Below are 18,254 nucleotides of genomic sequence, written 5' to 3' on the forward strand. Positions count from 1 at the left end.
CCGAGCCCTCGCTTCTCCTCGTTAGAGCTTCGGCCCGCAACACCGTTGCGGCCTCTCGCTCGCATCCTTCGCTTCACTCGGATGCCTTCACTGGCGTTCGGATGTCCCTAACGCACCCCCACATTCTACTTACATGTAAGTAAGGAAATTTTTTCCAAAAACACCCCCTCCCCTTCCCACCCGCGAATGTCCTGCCACCATAACGAAAAAGCGCACCTTTAGTTAAACGCCGAACTATATTTATAGATAAATTCAGCGAAACTGGTTGGTCTTATGCCCAATCGCCTGTGGGTGTCGAGCTTGACATAAGACTCGGTGCACCTCATTCTTCCTTTCGATAGTTGGTTCAGGATTTCGATCCCTGCCGGTGATATGCCCAGTTTGGTCAGCAGCTCGTGGTACTCGACGAAGCCGATAGGCATATAGCTTATCTTTTTACCGATCACATTCGAGATGATCTCAGCGGCTTCATACATCGTCATGGCATCTGGCCCTGTCATCTCGTAATATTTTTTGTCGTGCCCCGGCTGACTAAGGATGGCCACACAGGCCTTGGCCACGTCTTCGATAGCGACGGGAGTTTCCATTGCGTCCCCTATCGGGAGCATCAATGCATGCTGCTGCATGTTGACGCCTGAATGCGTGCCGGGCAGGTACAGCTGCATGAATTGGCTAGGCCGGACGATGGTCCATTTTAGCCCTGAGTCGATCAGGTAATCTTCTATTTTTTCATGGTCGAGCCCGGGCTTAAAATTGTATGTCTTGAACCCTATGCCTGCCGCTGCCCCGGAATACTTGACGACATGCGGTATGCCGGCCATTTTAGCGGCATCGATAAATGTCTCCTGTGTTTCCACCATTTTTTCAAAGGCCGAAGATAGCAATAGCGCTTTTTCCACGCCCTCGAAGGCCTTATGCAAGCTACCCGGCTGAAGCATATTCCCTTCCACTATTTCCACATTCGGGTGGCCCTCAAACCAGCGTGCCTTTTCGCGATTTCTGACGAGCGCCTTAACAGGAATGCTCTGCCTGATGAATTCCTTGATTACCAATGATCCGCTGAGGCCGGTGGCGCCGGTAACCAGGATCTTTGCTTTTGATTTGACATCATTTGACATTTCCATTGTTTTGTTTTTACAAAGGTATGGCATGAAAATACCACCAATGGGGTGTGAATTTTACAACTTAAGGGGTGATTTGTTTCATTTGCGCCCTAACTTTACCCCCATGAAGCAAGTCAGCATTTTATTAACGGAGGGCATGCTAAAGCCGAGCTCCTTGTTTACGGCTATAGAGATCTTTGAAAAGGCAAATGAGTTCTATGCCAATTCGGGAAAGCCCGATTATTACGATGTACAAATTGTGGGGCAGGATATAAACCAAAGCCTACTGAATGCCCATTTTACGATCAACACGATAAAAAACATTTCCGACATCCGGAAAACCGATTTGATCCTGATACCCGGTTTTCATGACAAGGACGACTATGCCATTGCAGGGAGCAGCCAGGCGATCGCGTGGATGATCGACCAGTACAAGGAGGGGGCGGAGATAGCCAGCTTATGCACCGGGACCTTTTTGTTGGCGGCGACCGGCCTCCTGAAAGGCAAGGAATGTTCTACCCACTGGAAGGCCGGGGATTCGTTCAGGAAAATGTTCCCGGACCTGAAATTGCGTACCGACAAGATCATTACCGACTGCAAGGGGCTTTATACCGCGGGCGGCGCTATTTCGTGCTTGAACCTCGTGCTGTACCTGGTGGAAAAATATAACGGGAGGGAGGTAGCCCTGTATTGCGCAAAAGTGTTGCAGATCGAGATCGAGCGAAACTCCCAGTCGCCTTACATCATTTTCAAGGGCCAAAAGAGGCACGATGATGAAGAAATAAGAAGTGTGCAGGAATTCATTGAAAATAATATTGAAGAGAAAATATCGGTGGATTCTCTGGCCGATAAATGCAGCATGAGCAGGGGGACCTTTATCCGGAGATTTAAAAAAGCCACCAAAAACGCCCCGGTAGAATATATACAACGGGTCAGGATCGAAGCGGCAAAAAGGAGCCTTGAAGCGAGCAGGAAAAATATCAAAGAGGTGATGTATGCCGTCGGGTATACGGATATGAAGGCTTTCAGGACGACTTTTAAGAAAATAACGGGGCTCACCCCGGTAGAATATAAAATGAAGTTTAGTAAGAATTAAAACGGTTCCCGGCAGCAAAAACTCAAGCAGAGGCTCATTTCCCCGCCAGCCTCTTCCTCATCCTGCTCAAACTCGGCGCCGCTACCCCCAGGTAACCCGCAATAAACTTCAGCGGCACCCGCTCCAACAGCTCAGGATGCGTAACCATCATCTTCACATACCGCTCCTCCGCCGACTGCATCTGCTTCTCCTGCGCATACAACATCATCCGGTGCAAGTCCTCCAATATCACCCGGTTGAACAACGTCTCAAAGGCCGGATGGATGGCAAACACATCCGGCAGCTGGCTCTTGTTCAATAGCAACACCGAACAATCCTCCAGTGCGACAAAATTCTTATGGGAAGGAATATTGTCGTTGATACTCTCCACATAGGTAAAGAACTCATTCTCAAAACAAAAATTACAAATCACCTCCTTCCCCAAATCATCATGCAGCGTCACCATAATAAGCCCCGAATTCAAGAACCCGATGAAGGAGCAATACTCCCCAGCCCGCAGGATAACCTCCCCCTTAGCAAATCGAACCTCCCTGCTAAAAAGAAACGCCCTCCCCAGCGCCTCATCGGACACGACCACCCTCCGCCTGATATATTCCGTCACCCTATCGTACATAGAAAATAATTTACGCCAGCGCTCAACTAAACAAATACGCCACATCCTCACTCGTCAGCTGCTTCACAAACCCCGCCTCATCGGCCACCAGGTCCGCCGCAAGGCTGCGCTTCTTCTCCTGCAGCTGCAATATCTTCTCCTCCACCGTATCCTTACAGATCATCCGGTACGCAAACACCTTCTTCACCTGCCCGATCCGGTGACTCCGGTCGATGGCCTGCTGCTCTGCGGCAGGATTCCACCACGGATCGACAAGGTACACATAATCCGCCGCCGTCAGCGTCAACCCCACACCCCCGGCCTTCAGGCTGATCAGAAACACCCGCATCCCCTCTTCCTCCTGAAACCGCTGCACCGACTCCCGCCGCTGTTCCGCCGCCACACCCCCGTCCAGGTACAAATACGGCACCCCCATCTCCTCCAACGCCCCCCGGATCAACCCCAGCATCGACGTAAACTGTGAGAACACCAGGCACTTATGGTTACCCGTATTCTCCGTTATCTCCCGCACCAGCTCCTCCAGCTTCACACTCACATTCGGAAACGGATCGGCAAGCAACGCCGGGCTGTCACATATTTGCCGCAGCTTCGTCAAACCCTCCAGGATATAGATACTACTCTTTCCCATCCCGGCTGAAGCAATCCGTTCGAGCAGGCTCTCCCGGTAATGGTCCTTATGGCTGTCATAGATCTTCCGCTGCTCTTCTCCCATCTGGCACCAAAGGATCATCTCCGTCTTGTCGGGCAGATCGCGCGCCACCTGCTCCTTCGTCCGGCGCAGGATAAAAGGATAGATCAGCTTACGCAGCCGCAAAGCCGCTTCCCTGTCCCCGTTCCGGTCGATCGGCCCGGCAAACTCCGCCCGGAAAAAATCCGCGCTTCCCAACATCCCCGGGTTAAGGAAATCCATCTGTGCATACAAGTCGAACGTATTATTCTGCACCGGCGTCCCGCTCAGCGCCAGCCGGTTACGCGCCTGCAGCTGTTGAATCGCCTTACGCACCTGAGAACCCGGGTTCTTTATCGCCTGACTCTCATCGAGGATAACATATCCAAACCGCCACCGCGAAAAATGCTCGATATCATTGCGCACCATCCCATAGCTGGTAATGATAATATGCGCCCGCCGAAACCGCTCCTCATCCAATTCCCTGTCGGCTCCATAGTGCAGGTAATAGTCCAGCCCCGGTACAAACTTGCGAAGCTCCCCTTCCCAATTATAAAGTAACGACGTCGGGCACACCACCAAATGCGTTTCCTCCGGGTACCGCTCCACAACGTGCTGTAAAAAGCTCAACGTCTGTAAAGTCTTTCCCAGCCCCATATCATCCGCCAGGCAGCCACCCCAGCCCATCTCATCCAGCAGGCACATCCAATGAAACCCGGCCAACTGGTAATCCCGCAACGTTGCCTTAACGGCAGCCGGCACCAACCACTCCCTCCCCGTATCGAGCGAAGCCCACCTCCGCTTCTTCTCTTCCAGCTCCCGCTCCAACGCCTCATCCGCCGAACCCCCACCCGCCTCAGCCAATATCGTCCAGTGCAGCGCCGGTAGCCTGACTCCACCCTCCCGCAACTGCCCCATCCGCAGCAGCAACGAATACTTGTCCAGCCACTCCTTCGGCAACATCCCCAAGCTCCCATCCGACAACAGGATATACTCCTGCCGCCCCAAAATAGCCTTACGCAACTCCGCCAATGGCACGACAAGCTCGCCATAACTCACCCTTATCGAAAGATCGAACCAGTCGATCCCCCTGCCCGCCACCATCTCGAACGTAGGAACGTTCGTATTGTACTTGAACTTCCGCAAAAAATTCATCCCCAGCACCGGGATATCCATCTCCTGCATCCGCTGATAGAACCGCAGAAACCAGCTCTTCTCCAACGCCTCCTTAAAATTCAGGTAGAAATACCCGTTGCTCTGGCTGCCGAACTTCGGATGCAATTCCCGAAGCGCCTCCATCAGCCTCGCCTCTTCCTCTTTTCGACGGGCAACCACCAACACCCGGTCCTCTTGCTCCACCCTTGTCTCCAGATCTTCATCATCCTCCACCTCCAGATCAGCATACAGCCACTTGGGCCTTATCATCAAAAAATTCTCATTCAGCTCACTTACATACACCCGGCCGGAAGGCAACTCTTCGATCCGCTCCATTCGGATCACGGCATCCATATTCACCGGATAATGTTCCGCAAGCGGCCGCACCACCGTCGCCATAAACCGCGGCATCCCCTCTTCTCGCGCCTCCAGCTCCCCAGCCCGATGCTGCTCCAGCACCTCCCGGTCTTCCTTCTTCAACAGGAAGAACTCATTACCGCTTTTGAGGAAATAAGGCCATTGTTGAAAATCAGCCAAAGGAAAAATGCCGCTACCCACGACCACCATCACCCGCAAATGCAGCATTCCCGTCTCTTTCTCCAGGCGAAACTGCAAGCCTGGGGTGGCGGTACTTAGAGAAGCCGGGCGAATCGCCGTGGAATGATACGCCTCACCCGGCGGCAGGTAGAAGAAATACTTCATCGCCGGCGCCAATGGCTTCAGCGCCTGCAGAACATCCGCCATCCACTGGCGCAGCAAGGTATAATGTCGATCATCCAGCAGCTCAAAAGGCTTTTCCGTATCCCGCAGCCAGCCAAATCCGCTCCGCACCAACTGCTCGATAAGCGCTTCATCCGCCGCCCGGCGCACCACCGCGGCCACCGGCGCCGGCAACCCCTGCAAATAAGCTTTGTAATGACCTCCCGTCAGCGGGATCCGCTGATAACTCCGCCCCTCTTTCTTCTCCATCACCAACAGCAGCTCGAGGGCAAGTCCTCCCCTTTTTTCCTGGTTGAAATTCAATAAAATACCCGTAGTCAGTTCCCTGGGCAAAATGACGGTCTTCTTTGATGGCTCCAATTTTGCTTTTTGTTAATTAATTGTCAACGGCCCAAAAAAAATCATTCAGGCCGAACACAAAAATAATAACAAATCGTTGTAGTATATTTGTACCCAGATTGCCCTTGCCAGCTAACCGTAAAAATTTAATGTTATGAACTCTGTAGTAAGCAAGCAATCCACCATCACCTCGAAGGTGAAAACAATCTTCCACGAAAAATTAGGCATCGACGAAAGCGCCATGGCCGACACCGCCAACTTCCACACCGATCTCGGCCTCGACTCCCTCGATGTGCTCGAAACATTTATGGCGCTCGAAAAAGAATTCGGCATAAAAATAAGTGACGAAGACGCCGAAAAGCTTACCACCGTCGGCTCCGTCATCGAATATATCACCCAACACGCCCACTGATGCGGGTCATCATACGCATATTAAAAGCCATCTTCATCCGTAAAAAAGAGTGCTGTAAATAATACCCGGGCGTTCCCCGCCGCCGCAAACCAAAGCGAGGCGGCGGGTCGGGCTCTTCGTTCCAAGTCCTCGGCCTCGTTTAACAACTCGGCCTCCGGGCTTTCCACTGCGATCCCTAACGCGCGCCCTACCAGCCCAAAATTGTCGTTTCTCCTTCTGTGAGCAATTTTGTATATTCGTTCAAATTGCTAGAAAATGAATACCGTTATTATTGAAAATAAATCCTATGTGGTTGTACCTGCGGAAAGCTATCATGCGCTGCAAAAAAAGGCTGCTTTGAAGGCACGGCCAGAAAAAACATTGACAATTAAAGAGGCAAGAGCCCATAGCAAAAAGTTGATCAGAAAGTGGGCCACAGGGAAATAATCATCAAGGAATCCGTCGCTGATAGCATCGCCGAAATAGCATGGTATATTGAATCGAAGGGCTTGGTGTCTACTGCCGAAAAATTTGCAGACGGAATCTACGATTTTCTTATCAAATTGGCCGATTCGCGCAGAAACCATGCCATCTGCCGGGACCCTGAACGAGCACTGATAGGATACAAGTGCATTCCATATAAACGAAAATACACCATAGTTTTCCTGGAATCCGACGACGAATTGATCATCTGCGAATTTCTTCCTTCAAAAAATATCCATTGGTAGAATTTACCAATACACCGTATACAACGTGATCAGCAGCGCGCAGATTACCAGCGCGCCAATCGCAAACGACTTATTCACCCTGAACATACTCGGATCCACCACCAACCCCTTGTTCTCAACTCCCCGCCGGTTCTCAAAGAAGTTGATGATCGCCATCCCTATAAAACAAAACACAAACACAAAACCCATCCTGTCGATGAAGGGAATCTCATATTTCCCCTGATTCTCCGGGTTAGCCTGGTAAAACCCGTACGGCGTCAGCCACGACAAGTTCACCCACATCGGCAGGAATTTCAGGATACAGCTCATGACAAATCCACCGATCGTCGCAAAAAGCGCCGCATTGGAGGTAGTCCGTTTCCAGAAGAACCCCAGCAGGAACATCGCCAGAATACCCGGCGAGAAAAAGCCCGTATACTCCTGGATATACGTAAACCCTTGCTTACCCTCACCCATCAGTTTCTCCCCGATCACCAGCGACAGCAGAATCGCCAGGAGCATCGATACCACCACCGCGATCTTCCCCGTGGAGACAAGATGCTTCTCATCTGCATCGGGCTTCAGCGCTTTCTTATAAATATCAAGGGTGAAGATCGTAGCGATACTATTGGCCTTACCCGCCAGCGAAGCGACGATGGCCGCCGTCAAAGCCGCAAACGCGATCCCCTTGAAACCCGCAGGCAGCAGGGTCATCAGGTTGGGATACGCCTTGTTCACATCCACCGCTCCCGAAGAACTCAGCATCGTAGTATGGAACATCCCATGCTGGTACAACACATACGCCCCGATACCCGGCAATACCACGATCACCGGCATCAGCAGCTTCAGAAAAGCCGCAAAGAGGATACCGCTGCGCGCCGTTGGCAGGTCGGCCCCAAGCGCCCGCTGGGTGATATACTGGTTACAGCCCCAGTAGTTGAGATTGACGATCCACATCCCGCCAATGAGCACTGACAGTCCGGGCAGGCTCACATAATTGGGCGAATCCTTCTTAAAGATCATATGGAAATGGTCACCCGCCTGCGACGTCATGATCTTGAAACCCTCCAGCAACCCCGAATGACCCGACTTCTCGGCCAACAAATGCAAAGCTATATAGGTAGCCACAAGCCCGCCCAGGATCAGGAAGAAAACCTGGATGACATCCGTATAACCGATCACCTTCATCCCGCCAAGGGTGATGATGACGGCGAAAACCGCCAACGCGATGATACAAGTGTAGATACTGATCCCCGAAATACTGCTCACCGCCAGCGCCCCCAGGTAAAGGATGGACATCAGGTTCACCACGATGTACAATGCCAGCCAGAAAATAGCCATGATCATCGCCACCGTATCGTTATACCGCCGCCGCAGGAACTGCGGCATCGTATAGATCTTGTTCTTCAGATACACCGGGATAAAAAAGATCGCCACGATCAGCAGCGTCGCCGCCGCCATCCACTCGTAGGTCGAGATCGCCAGCCCCAGCTTAAAACCCGATCCGCTCATCCCGATCATCTGCTCTGCCGAGATGTTGGAAGCGATCAGCGAAGCGCCGATAGCCCACCAGGTAAGGGCCCCCTCGGCAAGAAAATAATCTTTGGAATTGGTCTGCGCAGCCTTTTTCCGGTTGTAGATCCAAAAACCATAAAGCGCAACGATCACGAAATAGATGAGGAAAACGACATAGTCCAGCGGTTGTAACATCTGCATATGGCAAATAATATTATTATAACGCCCCCCGCGCTAGCGAGGGGCTACCAAAATCTAAATATAGCGATTTATCAGATTCTCCAAATATTCCTGCCGTCCGCTGCTCACTTTCGGCTCGCCGTTAGCAACGGCATAATTCCGTAAGTCTTCCAGGCTTAGTTTTCCCTTCTCGAACGCTGCCCCATCACCCCCATCGAAAGACGCATACCGCTCCGCGCGCACCTTCCAATAGTCCGATTTCTGGAGAATGGCATCCGCCACGAGCAGCGCCCGGGCAAACGTATCGATCCCCCCGATATGCGCATAGAAAAGGTCTGCCATATCGGTAGAGTTCCGCCGACGCTTGGCGTCAAAATTGATCCCGCCACCCTGGAAACCACCACCCTCGAGGATGATCAGCATCGCCTCCACCAGTTCGTTGATGTTGTTCGGGAACTGATCGGTATCCCAGCCATTCTGGTAATCCCCCCGGTTGGCATCCATCGAACCCAGCATTCCGGCATCCACCGCCACCTGCAGCTCGTGGGTGAATGTATGACCCGCCAACGTAGCATGGTTCACCTCGATATTCAGCTTGAAGTCTTTCAGCAGGTCATACTGCCGCAGAAAACCGATCACCGTCGCGGAATCATAGTCATACTGGTGCTTGGTCGGCTCACAGGGTTTAGGTTCGATGAAGAAGGTGCCGGTAAATCCCTGCTTGCGCGCATAATCCTTAGCCGTATGTAAAAAGCGCGCAAGATGCTCCTGCTCCCGCTTCATATTCGTATTCAGCAGGCTCATATAGCCTTCGCGACCGCCCCAAAACACATAGTTCTCGCCACCAAGCGCAATCGTCGCGTCAAGCGCCGCCTTCACCTGTGCGCCCGCATGCGCCAACACATGAAAATCAGGGTTGGTGGCCGCGCCATTCATATACCGGCGATTCGAGAACAGATTCGCCGTACCCCACAACAACTTCACCCCGCTGGCCGCCTGCTTCTCCTTTGCATAAGCCGTCATCGTCTGCAACCGCTTCTCGTTGTCGGTAACATCATTCGTATAATCCACGACATCCACATCATGAAAACAATAGTAAGGCAGTCCCAATTTGGTGATGAATTCAAAAGCAGCATCCATCTTATCCTTCGCCCTGCCTATCGCATCGCTCTTCTCATTCCAGGGATAGAGATGGGTCGGCTCGCCAAAAGGGTCCGCGCCATTACCGACAAAAGAATGCCAATAGGCAACCGCAAACCGCAAATGATCTTTCATCTTCTTTCCGGCCACAACCTTGTCCGCATCATACCAACGATAAGCAAGTGGATTGTCCGAACCCGGTCCCTCGTATTTAACAGCCCCTATTCCTTTGAAAAATTCCATAACAATGTGTTTTATATAAATAAAGATAAATGTTCCTTCCATTCTCCATACAGCTCATCATACACCGCGGCCCTGGCAGGCTCGATCAGCTTCACCGGCTTCAGTCCCGCAAAAGCCTCCCGCCCATCCCGGTAGATACCCGCACCCATACCCGCACCAATTGCCGCCCCGATGCTGCCATCGCTGTTATACAGCTCCACCGGCACATTCGTAGTATTGACAAACGCTTCGACAAAAACCGGGCTTTTGAACATATTCGCATTCCCCGCCCGGATAATACCCGGGTTCATCCCGCTGCCCCGCATAATATCGAGGCCATAACGAAACGCAAAGGCAATCCCTTCCTGGCCCGCCCGGTACAAATGCGCTTCACTGTGCACATTCAAATCGACATCCAACACCTGCGCCCCCACGATCTTGTTGTAAAAAATGCGCTCCGCGCCATTCCCAAACGGCAGCACTTTCAACCCCGCACTCCCCGGCTCCACGGCACTCGCCACCGCATTCAACGCTTCATAATCTCCCCCGGTAATATCCCGAACCCAACGGTTCAGGATACCTGTTCCGTTGATGCAGAGCAACACCCCCACCCGCCGCGCCTCCGACACCCCCACCTCCGACACCCTCACTCCCCTTGCCTCCGATGAAGCAGCGGTATAATTGACATGCGCAAAACTGTTCACCCGCGAACCCGGGTCATAGGTCAGCGCATCGCTCACGCCATAGATCACCCCCGACGTTCCCGCCGTAGCCGCCACCTCACCGGGTTCCAGCACATTAAGCGACAATGCATTATTGGGCTGATCCCCGGCCTTGTAACTCACAGGGATGCCCTTCTTCAAACCAAGGGCCGCCGCAACATCCGCGGTCACCCCGCCATGCGCGCCGAACACCGGGCGAACCGATGGCACAACCCCTTTATCAAAACCAAAATAACGGAAAACGTCATCCGAAAGCGTATCGGAAGCAAAATCCCAGAAAATACCCTCCGACAAGGCGGAAATGGTCGTCGTCGCCTCACCCGTCAGCCGCAGCGCGATAAAATCGCCCGGCAGCAACACCTTATCTATCTGTTCATACACGAAAGGCTCGTTCTCCTTCACCCAGGCCAGTTTCGCCGCCGTAAAATTTCCCGGCGAATTCAGCAGCCGCTCCAGGCTCCGCTGCTCACCGATCGCCGCAAACGCCCGATCCCCATAAGGCACTGCACGGCTATCACACCAGATGATGCTATCCCGCAACACCCGCTGCTCCTTGTCCACCAGCACAAGGCCGTGCATCTGATAAGCGATGCCGATCGCCCCTATGTCCATCGGATCGTAGTCCCCCAAAGCATGAGCGCGACGAATCGCCTCCTGCACATACTCCCACCACAAGTCGGGCGACTGCTCGGCCCAACCCGGTCGTTTCGACACAATAACAGCCTCCGTATCCGGATACTGCGCAGTAGCCAGCACCCGGTGCGTAAGCGCATCCGTAACAGCAACTTTGATGGAAGAAGTACCCAGGTCAATGCCTAATAACAACATGCAGCAATCATTTAATTAATTCCGGCTTATCGGCCCCACCCATCTCATCCGCCCCCCCAAGACGCTATCCCCACCGCACTCACCAGGCGCACCTCCAAACCCTAAACCCGGCAGCCCGCCCCCACCGCGCTCACGCTCACCAAGCCAGCTCCGCCGGCTTTGGCCGGTAAATATACCCCCCTTTTTCGAAATTGTAACCGATTGCATAAATTTTTTTAAAATCCTTAATTTTAAGCACTTATTTTCGGTCCGGCATCCCTGGATCCCTGGCGCCGCTCACTTAACCGATCCGCTTACTTATGTTGGGAAAAAAAGACATCACCATCTATGACATCGCAAGAGTCCTCGGCCTCTCCCCCGCTACCGTCAGCCGGGGCCTCAAGGACCATCCCGCCATTAATATAAAGACCCGCAAACGCATCATGGATACTGCCCGGGAAATGGGTTATCGTTCCAATAGCTTCGCTTCCAACCTCCGGATGCAAAAAACCAATACCATTGGTATCATCGTCCACGAACTGAAAAGTCAGTTCATCAGCTCCGTCCTCGCCGGCATCGAAAAGGTCACCACAGAAGCCGGGTACGATCTCATCATTGGTCATTCGTCCGAAACCTGGCGCAAAGAAGCGTCCAACGCCCACAACCTCTTCCACAAACGCGTCGATGGGCTCATCGCCAGCCTTGCCTTCGACACCCGCGACATGGATCACTATGATCCCTTCGTCCAAAAAAATATCCCCATCGTCTTCTTCGATCGGGTGGAAGACTTCGCCTACGGCACCCGGGTCGTCATCGACAACAACAAAGCCGGCTACGAAGCCACCGCCCATCTTGCCGCCCAGGGCTGCCGCCGCATCGCCCACATCACCGCCAATCTCGCCAGGAATGTCTATGCCGATCGGCTCAAAGGCTACCAGCAAGCGCTCGCGGACTTTGGCCTGTCCTATGATGCCGAATTGGTCATCGTCAACGATCTCAGCGAAGCCGCAGCCATCCGCGCCGCCCGCCAGATCATCGCCATGCCCCAGCCCCAGCGTCCCGATGGCGTCTTTGCAACAAATGACTTCTTCGCCGCCGTCTTCCTGCAAACGCTAAAGGAAGGAGACGTCCGCGTACCCGAAGACATCGCCATCGTCGGCTTCAACAACGACGCCATTGCCCGGATCATCCAGCCAAAACTCACAACGATCAACTATCCCGGCGAAGAAATGGGCGAACAGGCAGCCCGCAGTCTCCTGGAGCAACTGGCCGGTCTCTCCGCTGCCCGCACCACCGACACCATCATCATCCGCAGCGAACTCATCATCCGCGACTCCTCCCTCCACCGCAAGGTCTAACGGCCGCCCATGGATCAGCTCATCAAAATATTCACAGTAGGTCCGGCAGAATCGGAGAAAATAGCACACTCCGTCAACGAACCGCATAACCATGACTTCGAAGAGCTCATCGTGGGAAAAGCGGGGCAATTGGAACATTTCATCGATTTCCGGTCGCAGCTCATGGATGCTCCCTTTGTCAGTTTTGTTACCCGGGGTAAGATCCACCGGTTGCAGCCTTTGCCAAAAGACGGCAGGTGCGATATGTGGGTCATCCGTTTCAAGAGTGAATTTGTCCCCGAAATGGCCTTTCAGCTGTACGCCTCTTTTCACAACGATGGGCATATCGGCATGCAGCCCGATTTCCGCTTCGAGCGGCTCGATGTCTTATGCAGACTCATCTTCCAGGAATATCAACAGCCGTCCCCGGACTATTCGGTGATGCGGCAACTGCTCACCACCCTCCTCACCATCATCGAATCCGAACGGAGAAAACAAGGGCCTGATGAAGCAAAAAAAACGCAAAACACCACCTTCATCAACTTCCTCCGCTTGCTGGAAGAGCATTACAAAACAAATGAAAGCGTCGGCTTCTATGCAGAGAAATTGTTCATGACACCCCGAAATCTAAACCTCATTTGCCAGAAGATTCTACACCAAAGCGTTTCGGAGATCATCGAGACCCGTTGTCTCATCGAAGCCAAGAATATGCTGGTCACTACCAGTCTAACCGTTTCGGAGATCGCTTATCAACTGGGCTTCAAAGAAAAGACCTACTTCACCCATATCTTCAAAAAGAAGGCCGGGCTAACGCCCACCGAATTCCGGGAGGAAATGGCACGGCTGATTTCCTGAAAACACAACAGTTCTTCCGATAACTATTACCACCCGGCCGGGTGGCTTACCGAACTTTGTATCATTAATACTTACAATGATGCAAACATCAATGCTCAAAAAATCGGCTATTACTATCCTGGTTATCACTGGATTATTTACTTCTGTCAACGCACAGCAGAAGGAAAGTAAGGAAGACCTCTTAAAGCAGGTAAAAGCGCTCACGGCGGCCAACGCGGCGATCCAGAAAAACCTGCAGGTCTTCGATACCCTGGATTTTACCGTATTCAGCAATCGGGATTGGCGACGCCTGCATGAAAGCCATGCCAGGGATATCCTCGTGCATTTCCCGGACGGGCATGTCGAAAAAGGGCTTGATCAACACATTAAGACCCTGGACGCCATGTTCGTGTATGCTCCCGACACCCGTATTAAGGAACACCCTATCCGCATCGGCAGCGGGAACATCACCGCCGTAATGGGGTGGATGGAAGGTACCTTCACCGAACCTATGCCTGCGGGGAACGGTCAATTCATCCAACCCACCGGTAAAAAATTCCGTATCCCCATGGCCACCATCGGCATCTGGAAAGATGGGGTCATGACCGAAGAATACCTGTTTTGGGACAACAAAACCTATATGGATCAAATCCTCGGAAAATAACTCCCTTCATTTCGCCGCCAAAACGCCCGGTCCCCGGGCGTTTTTACCCTACACCCTCACCCTCAACACCACCCCCCACTTCTTCAACAACCGCATCAACTCATCCAGCCGCACCGGCTTGCTGATATAATCATCCATACCCGCCCGGATACATTCCTCCCTATCCCCGCGCATAGCATTCGCCGTTAATGCAACAATCACCGGCCGCCCCCACCCATGCCCATTCGCCCGCGCAACTCCATTACCCGACCCCGTCACACCCCCAAAACCCGCCGCCGCATCCCGCGAACCCGACCCCCGCCCATCCGGAGCCTCCGCACCCCGCGCACCCGCGGCGTCCCTCCTGATCCTCCTCGTCGCCTCCAACCCATCCATCTCCGGCATCTGCACATCCATCAATATCAGATCATACTCCTTCTCCCCCACCGCGGCAACCGCCAACTCCCCATTCTCCACGCAATCCGGCTCATATCCAAGATTCCCAAGAATCTGCCTTATCAGCTGCTGATTGATAATATTGTCCTCCGCCACCAATATCCGCAGCGGAAACGCCACCGCAAAATCCTTGCTCATCACCTCACTACCGCCGCCACCCTCGGGCGCCTGCACCACACCCGGCTCACCAGCCCGGCTCATCAAAGTAAAACTAAACACCGTCCCCTGCCCCGGCCGGCTCTTTACCGTTATCTCGCCACCCATCAGCGACACCAGCTTCTCTGTTATCGCCAGCCCCAGGCCCGTCCCGCCATACTTACGCGTAGTCGACGAATCCACCTGCGAAAAAGATTTGAACAGCATCCCGATCTTCTCCTCCGGTATCCCGATACCCGTATCCTTCAACTCGAAACAAAGCTGTAGCCCGCCCGAATCGTCCTCCCGTAATAAATGAACGCGCAAAAATATCTCCCCCTCATGCGTAAACTTCACGGCATTGCTCACCAGGTTCATCAATACCTGTCGCAATCGCAACGCATCTCCCACGATAAAAGACGGAACCTCGGCCCCGATATGGTACCGCAAGGTCAGCCCCGACTGCGCAGCCTTCTCATAGAACAGTCCAAGCACGCTCTCGATACACTTCAACAACTCGAAGGACTGCTGCTCTATCTCCATCTTACCCGAATCTATCTTGGAATAATCGAGGATATCGTTGATCACATTGAGCAGGCTCTCGCCGCAACTCAGGATCGTGGAATTATATTCCCGCTGCCGCGGTGTCAACGACGTCTCCGCAAGCAAAGACGCCATCCCGATAACGCCGTTCATCGGCGTGCGTATCTCATGACTCATCGTCGCCAGAAAGATACTCTTCGCCTTGTTAGCCGACTCCGCCTCCTGCCGCGCCTTCCGCTCTTCCTGCGTAAGACTGGAAAGCCGCTCGGTCCGCTCCTGCACCTGCCGCTCCAACTCCCGCGTCAGCGAGTTCATCGTATTGATGCGCAGCCGGTAGAAGACGATCACACTCCCGATGACAATCATCACCAACATGATCCTGAACCACCAGGTCATCCAGAAAGCAGGCGTAATCCTTATCTGCAGGCTAAGCACCCTCCCCGACCACGCCCCGTCATTGGTCAGCCCCTTCACCTTGAACGTATAATCACCCGGATCGAGATTAGTATACGTCGCGCTGCGGTCAGTACCCACATAGTTCCAGCCCTTGTCAAAACCCTCCAGCATATAAGCATACTGCTTCTTCTCCTTATTGGTATAGTTAAGCGAAGCAAACGAAAAAGAGAATACGCTGCTCTTGTACGGCAGTACCACTTGCTGCGTCTCCGTAATAGCCATGCTCAGCGGAGAAGCCGCCTTGCCATTACCCCCGATCGGAACCTCCCGGTTGAATATCTGGAAACTTGTCATCACCAGCGGAGCATCAAACGGCTCTATGGGTACATGGTGCGGATCGATAACATTAAACCCGTTCACCCCGCCAAAATATAACAGCCCGCTCCGGCTCTTACAATACGCATTCTCCTTAAACTCATTAGCCTGCAACCCATCCGCGACGTCAAAATTCTTCATCCGGTGATGCGCCAGATCCCAGTGGCAAAGCCCCTTATTCGTGCTGACCCAGAGACTGCCAACCGAATCCTCGATAACGCCAAAGATGACATCATCGGGCAACCCATCCTTAACGGTATAAGAAGTAAACCGGTTCGCATTCACCTCGTAATGGCTCAACCCACTCGCCGTACTGATCCAGAGATCGCCGGCCCTGTCCTCCGCAATATTGTTGATATAATTGTTGCAAAGGCTGTTCTGGTCATCCGTATGCTGGTGATGGGCAAAAGTTCCCGTTAGCTCATCGAAAAGGTCCACCCCGCCCCCATCCATCCCGATCCACAATCTGCCCTTACTATCCAGCATCAACGCATGTATCTTGTCGTTAGCCAGGCTGTGCACATCGTCATCCCGGTGACGGTAATGGACAAATGTTCCCCGATCGGGGTCATAACGCTCCAGGCCCCCGCCATACGTTCCCAGCCAGATCTGGTGTTGCCGGTCCTCGCAAATCGCCCAGACATTATTGCAACTCAACCCCTTGGGATCATCCGGGTTCGCCCTTATCTGCTTGAAAGTATGATGGAGCCGGTTAAAGATCGTCAACCCGTCCGCCCAGGTGCCGAGATACAGGTTGCCCCGGCTATCCTCCATCACCCTTAGAATATAATTCCCGCCGATACTCCGGGGATTGGCCGGATCATGCTGGTAATGCGTAAACCGCTCCGTCTTCCGGTCAAAAAGGTTCAGCCCACCCCCATCGGTGGCGATCCACAGGTTGTTGTGCGAATCTTCGTAGATGCAAAGAATACGGTTGTCACTAAGACTATAGGGGGAAGAACTATGCCGGTAAACGACAAACTTCCGCACGTCCCGGCTGACCAGTTCGATACCGCCGGCAAAAGACCCGATCCACATATTCTTCTTGGAATCCCGGTACATCCCATAGAGGGAGTTCGTCCCCAGACTGGCGTGATCCACATCGTCGTGCAGGAAGTGATGCAACACACCCATCGTGTCGAGGACGACAAGCCCGTCATTCTCCGTCCCGACCCACAGGTTGCCCTCCCCATCCTCGGCCAGAGAGTTGACCGTCTTGTCGGTGATCTTCACCTGCTCGTGGCCCCAGCTCTCCTTCTCGTAATGAATAAAACTCCCCGTCTGCCGGTCAAAACGATCGAGCCCGGTCATCGTGCCGACCCAAAGCCGGTGATGGCTATCCTCCAAAAGCGCAGAAATGGAATTATTGTTCAGCGATCGGGGATCATGCGGGTCATGTGCATGATGACGAAACGTCCCGGTCGGCCGGTCTAATTGATCAAGACCGCCGGCCAGCGTCCCGACCCATATCTGGTGATCCGCATCTTCACAAAGCGCCTTCACACTATTCTCGGAAAGACTGCCCGCATCGCCGTCCCGGTGTACAAAATGCACAAACTGCCCCGTGGAATCCATCCGGTCCAGCCCACCCCCCTCCATTCCCACCCAGAGAAACCCCCGGCTATCCAGCAACAAGGAAAGAACCTGGTTATCCGCAAGGCTGGCCGGGTTGCCGGGGTCGTGCCGGAAATGGACAAACTCATCGGTCTTTCGGTCATAGCGGTCTAATCCCCCACCCCAGGTACCGATCCACAGATACCCCTTCGCATCTTCGACGATCGAATTCACCAGGTTATTAGCCAGGCTCTTATCATCCCCCGCCTTGTTCTTGTAAACGGTAAACGTGTAGCCGTCATACCGGTTCAACCCCTCCCGCGTCCCAAACCACATAAATCCCCGGCTATCCTGCAACGTGCAGATAACATTGCTGTGAGAAAGCCCCTGGGCCGTCCCCAGATGCTCAAAAGAGAGATGCATACTTTGAGGGTGGACAACAACCGAAAGGAACAAACACGACAAACACCATAAAAATCGTCTGGACTTAGTCCAGTTTCGGGGGCGCGGCAAAAACATAGTAGGAATACGACCGGGTTCGAAACAAAACGGAACACCGATCGTATTTATTGTAATTTTTTACTCCACATCATACGTCACCCGT

General features: G+C 53.2%; 13 protein-coding genes. 6 read left to right on the forward strand and 7 right to left on the reverse strand.

The window, feature by feature from the left end; translation table 11 throughout:
- Positions 1-218: 218 nt before the first annotated feature.
- Positions 219-1,118 carry an NmrA family NAD(P)-binding protein gene (locus IEY39_RS22440; protein ID WP_188936874.1) on the reverse strand — a complete coding sequence of 300 codons (900 nt, stop codon included), beginning with the start codon at positions 1,116-1,118 and terminating at the stop codon, positions 219-221.
- Between the two features lie 109 nt (positions 1,119-1,227).
- On the opposite strand from IEY39_RS22440, the gene IEY39_RS22445 reads away from it, so the two are divergent.
- The gene (locus IEY39_RS22445; protein ID WP_188935921.1) at positions 1,228-2,199 is read left to right on the forward strand and encodes a GlxA family transcriptional regulator; all 972 of its coding nucleotides are present in this window, start codon (positions 1,228-1,230) and stop codon (positions 2,197-2,199) included.
- A 34-nt stretch (positions 2,200-2,233) separates the two neighbouring features.
- Here the strand turns inward: IEY39_RS22445 and IEY39_RS22450 are convergent, their stop codons facing one another.
- Together IEY39_RS22450 and IEY39_RS22455 are read right to left on the reverse strand one after the other, a co-directional pair.
- A complete protein-coding gene (locus tag IEY39_RS22450; RefSeq protein WP_188935923.1) occupies positions 2,234-2,812 on the reverse strand; it encodes a Crp/Fnr family transcriptional regulator in 579 nt (192 codons plus the stop codon).
- Between the two features lie 22 nt (positions 2,813-2,834).
- Positions 2,835-5,714: a DEAD/DEAH box helicase gene (locus tag IEY39_RS22455; protein ID WP_188935925.1), complete on the reverse strand. Its 2,880-nt coding sequence runs from the start codon at positions 5,712-5,714 to the stop codon at positions 2,835-2,837.
- A 133-nt stretch (positions 5,715-5,847) separates the two neighbouring features.
- Here IEY39_RS22455 and acpP point away from each other — a divergent pair, with 133 nt between their 5' ends.
- Together acpP and IEY39_RS22465 are read left to right on the forward strand one after the other, a co-directional pair.
- Positions 5,848-6,105: an acyl carrier protein gene (gene acpP / locus IEY39_RS22460; protein ID WP_188935927.1), complete on the forward strand. Its 258-nt coding sequence runs from the start codon at positions 5,848-5,850 to the stop codon at positions 6,103-6,105.
- A gap of 255 nt (positions 6,106-6,360) precedes the next feature.
- A complete protein-coding gene (locus IEY39_RS22465) occupies positions 6,361-6,531 on the forward strand; it encodes a hypothetical protein (RefSeq protein WP_188935929.1) in 171 nt (56 codons plus the stop codon).
- A 284-nt stretch (positions 6,532-6,815) separates the two neighbouring features.
- On the opposite strand, the gene IEY39_RS22470 is transcribed toward IEY39_RS22465, so the two are convergent.
- Genes IEY39_RS22470 through IEY39_RS22480 form a run of 3 tightly spaced genes read right to left on the reverse strand, consistent with a single transcriptional unit; the run spans position 6,816 to position 11,398 of the window.
- Positions 6,816-8,507 (reverse strand): sodium:solute symporter family transporter, encoded by a 1,692-nt coding sequence (locus IEY39_RS22470; protein ID WP_188935931.1) that lies wholly within the window; start codon positions 8,505-8,507, stop codon positions 6,816-6,818.
- Between the two features lie 54 nt (positions 8,508-8,561).
- On the reverse strand, positions 8,562-9,869 hold the full coding sequence (gene xylA / locus IEY39_RS22475) for a xylose isomerase (protein WP_229689031.1): 1,308 nt from the start codon (positions 9,867-9,869) through the stop codon (positions 8,562-8,564).
- Positions 9,870-9,880: 11 nt separating this feature from the next.
- Positions 9,881-11,398: a xylulokinase gene (locus IEY39_RS22480; protein WP_188935935.1), complete on the reverse strand. Its 1,518-nt coding sequence runs from the start codon at positions 11,396-11,398 to the stop codon at positions 9,881-9,883.
- Positions 11,399-11,697: 299 nt separating this feature from the next.
- Between IEY39_RS22480 and IEY39_RS22485 the strand changes: the two genes are divergently transcribed.
- The 3 genes from IEY39_RS22485 (at position 11,698) to IEY39_RS22495 (ending at position 14,212) form a co-directional block, all read left to right on the forward strand.
- Complete coding sequence (locus tag IEY39_RS22485; protein ID WP_188935937.1) at positions 11,698-12,735, forward strand: LacI family DNA-binding transcriptional regulator; 1,038 nt, start codon at positions 11,698-11,700, stop codon at positions 12,733-12,735.
- A 9-nt stretch (positions 12,736-12,744) separates the two neighbouring features.
- Complete coding sequence (locus tag IEY39_RS22490; RefSeq protein WP_188935939.1) at positions 12,745-13,569, forward strand: helix-turn-helix domain-containing protein; 825 nt, start codon at positions 12,745-12,747, stop codon at positions 13,567-13,569.
- Between the two features lie 76 nt (positions 13,570-13,645).
- Entirely contained in the window at positions 13,646-14,212 is a 567-nt protein-coding gene (locus IEY39_RS22495) for an ester cyclase (protein ID WP_229689032.1), read from the forward strand.
- A gap of 48 nt (positions 14,213-14,260) precedes the next feature.
- On the opposite strand, the gene IEY39_RS22500 is transcribed toward IEY39_RS22495, so the two are convergent.
- Entirely contained in the window at positions 14,261-18,073 is a 3,813-nt protein-coding gene (locus tag IEY39_RS22500) for a hybrid sensor histidine kinase/response regulator (RefSeq protein WP_188935941.1), read from the reverse strand.
- Positions 18,074-18,254 lie beyond the last annotated feature (181 nt).

Origin of the sequence: Puia dinghuensis, from assembly GCF_014642875.1 — a bacterium.
Lineage (GTDB): Bacteria > Bacteroidota > Bacteroidia > Chitinophagales > Chitinophagaceae > Puia > Puia dinghuensis.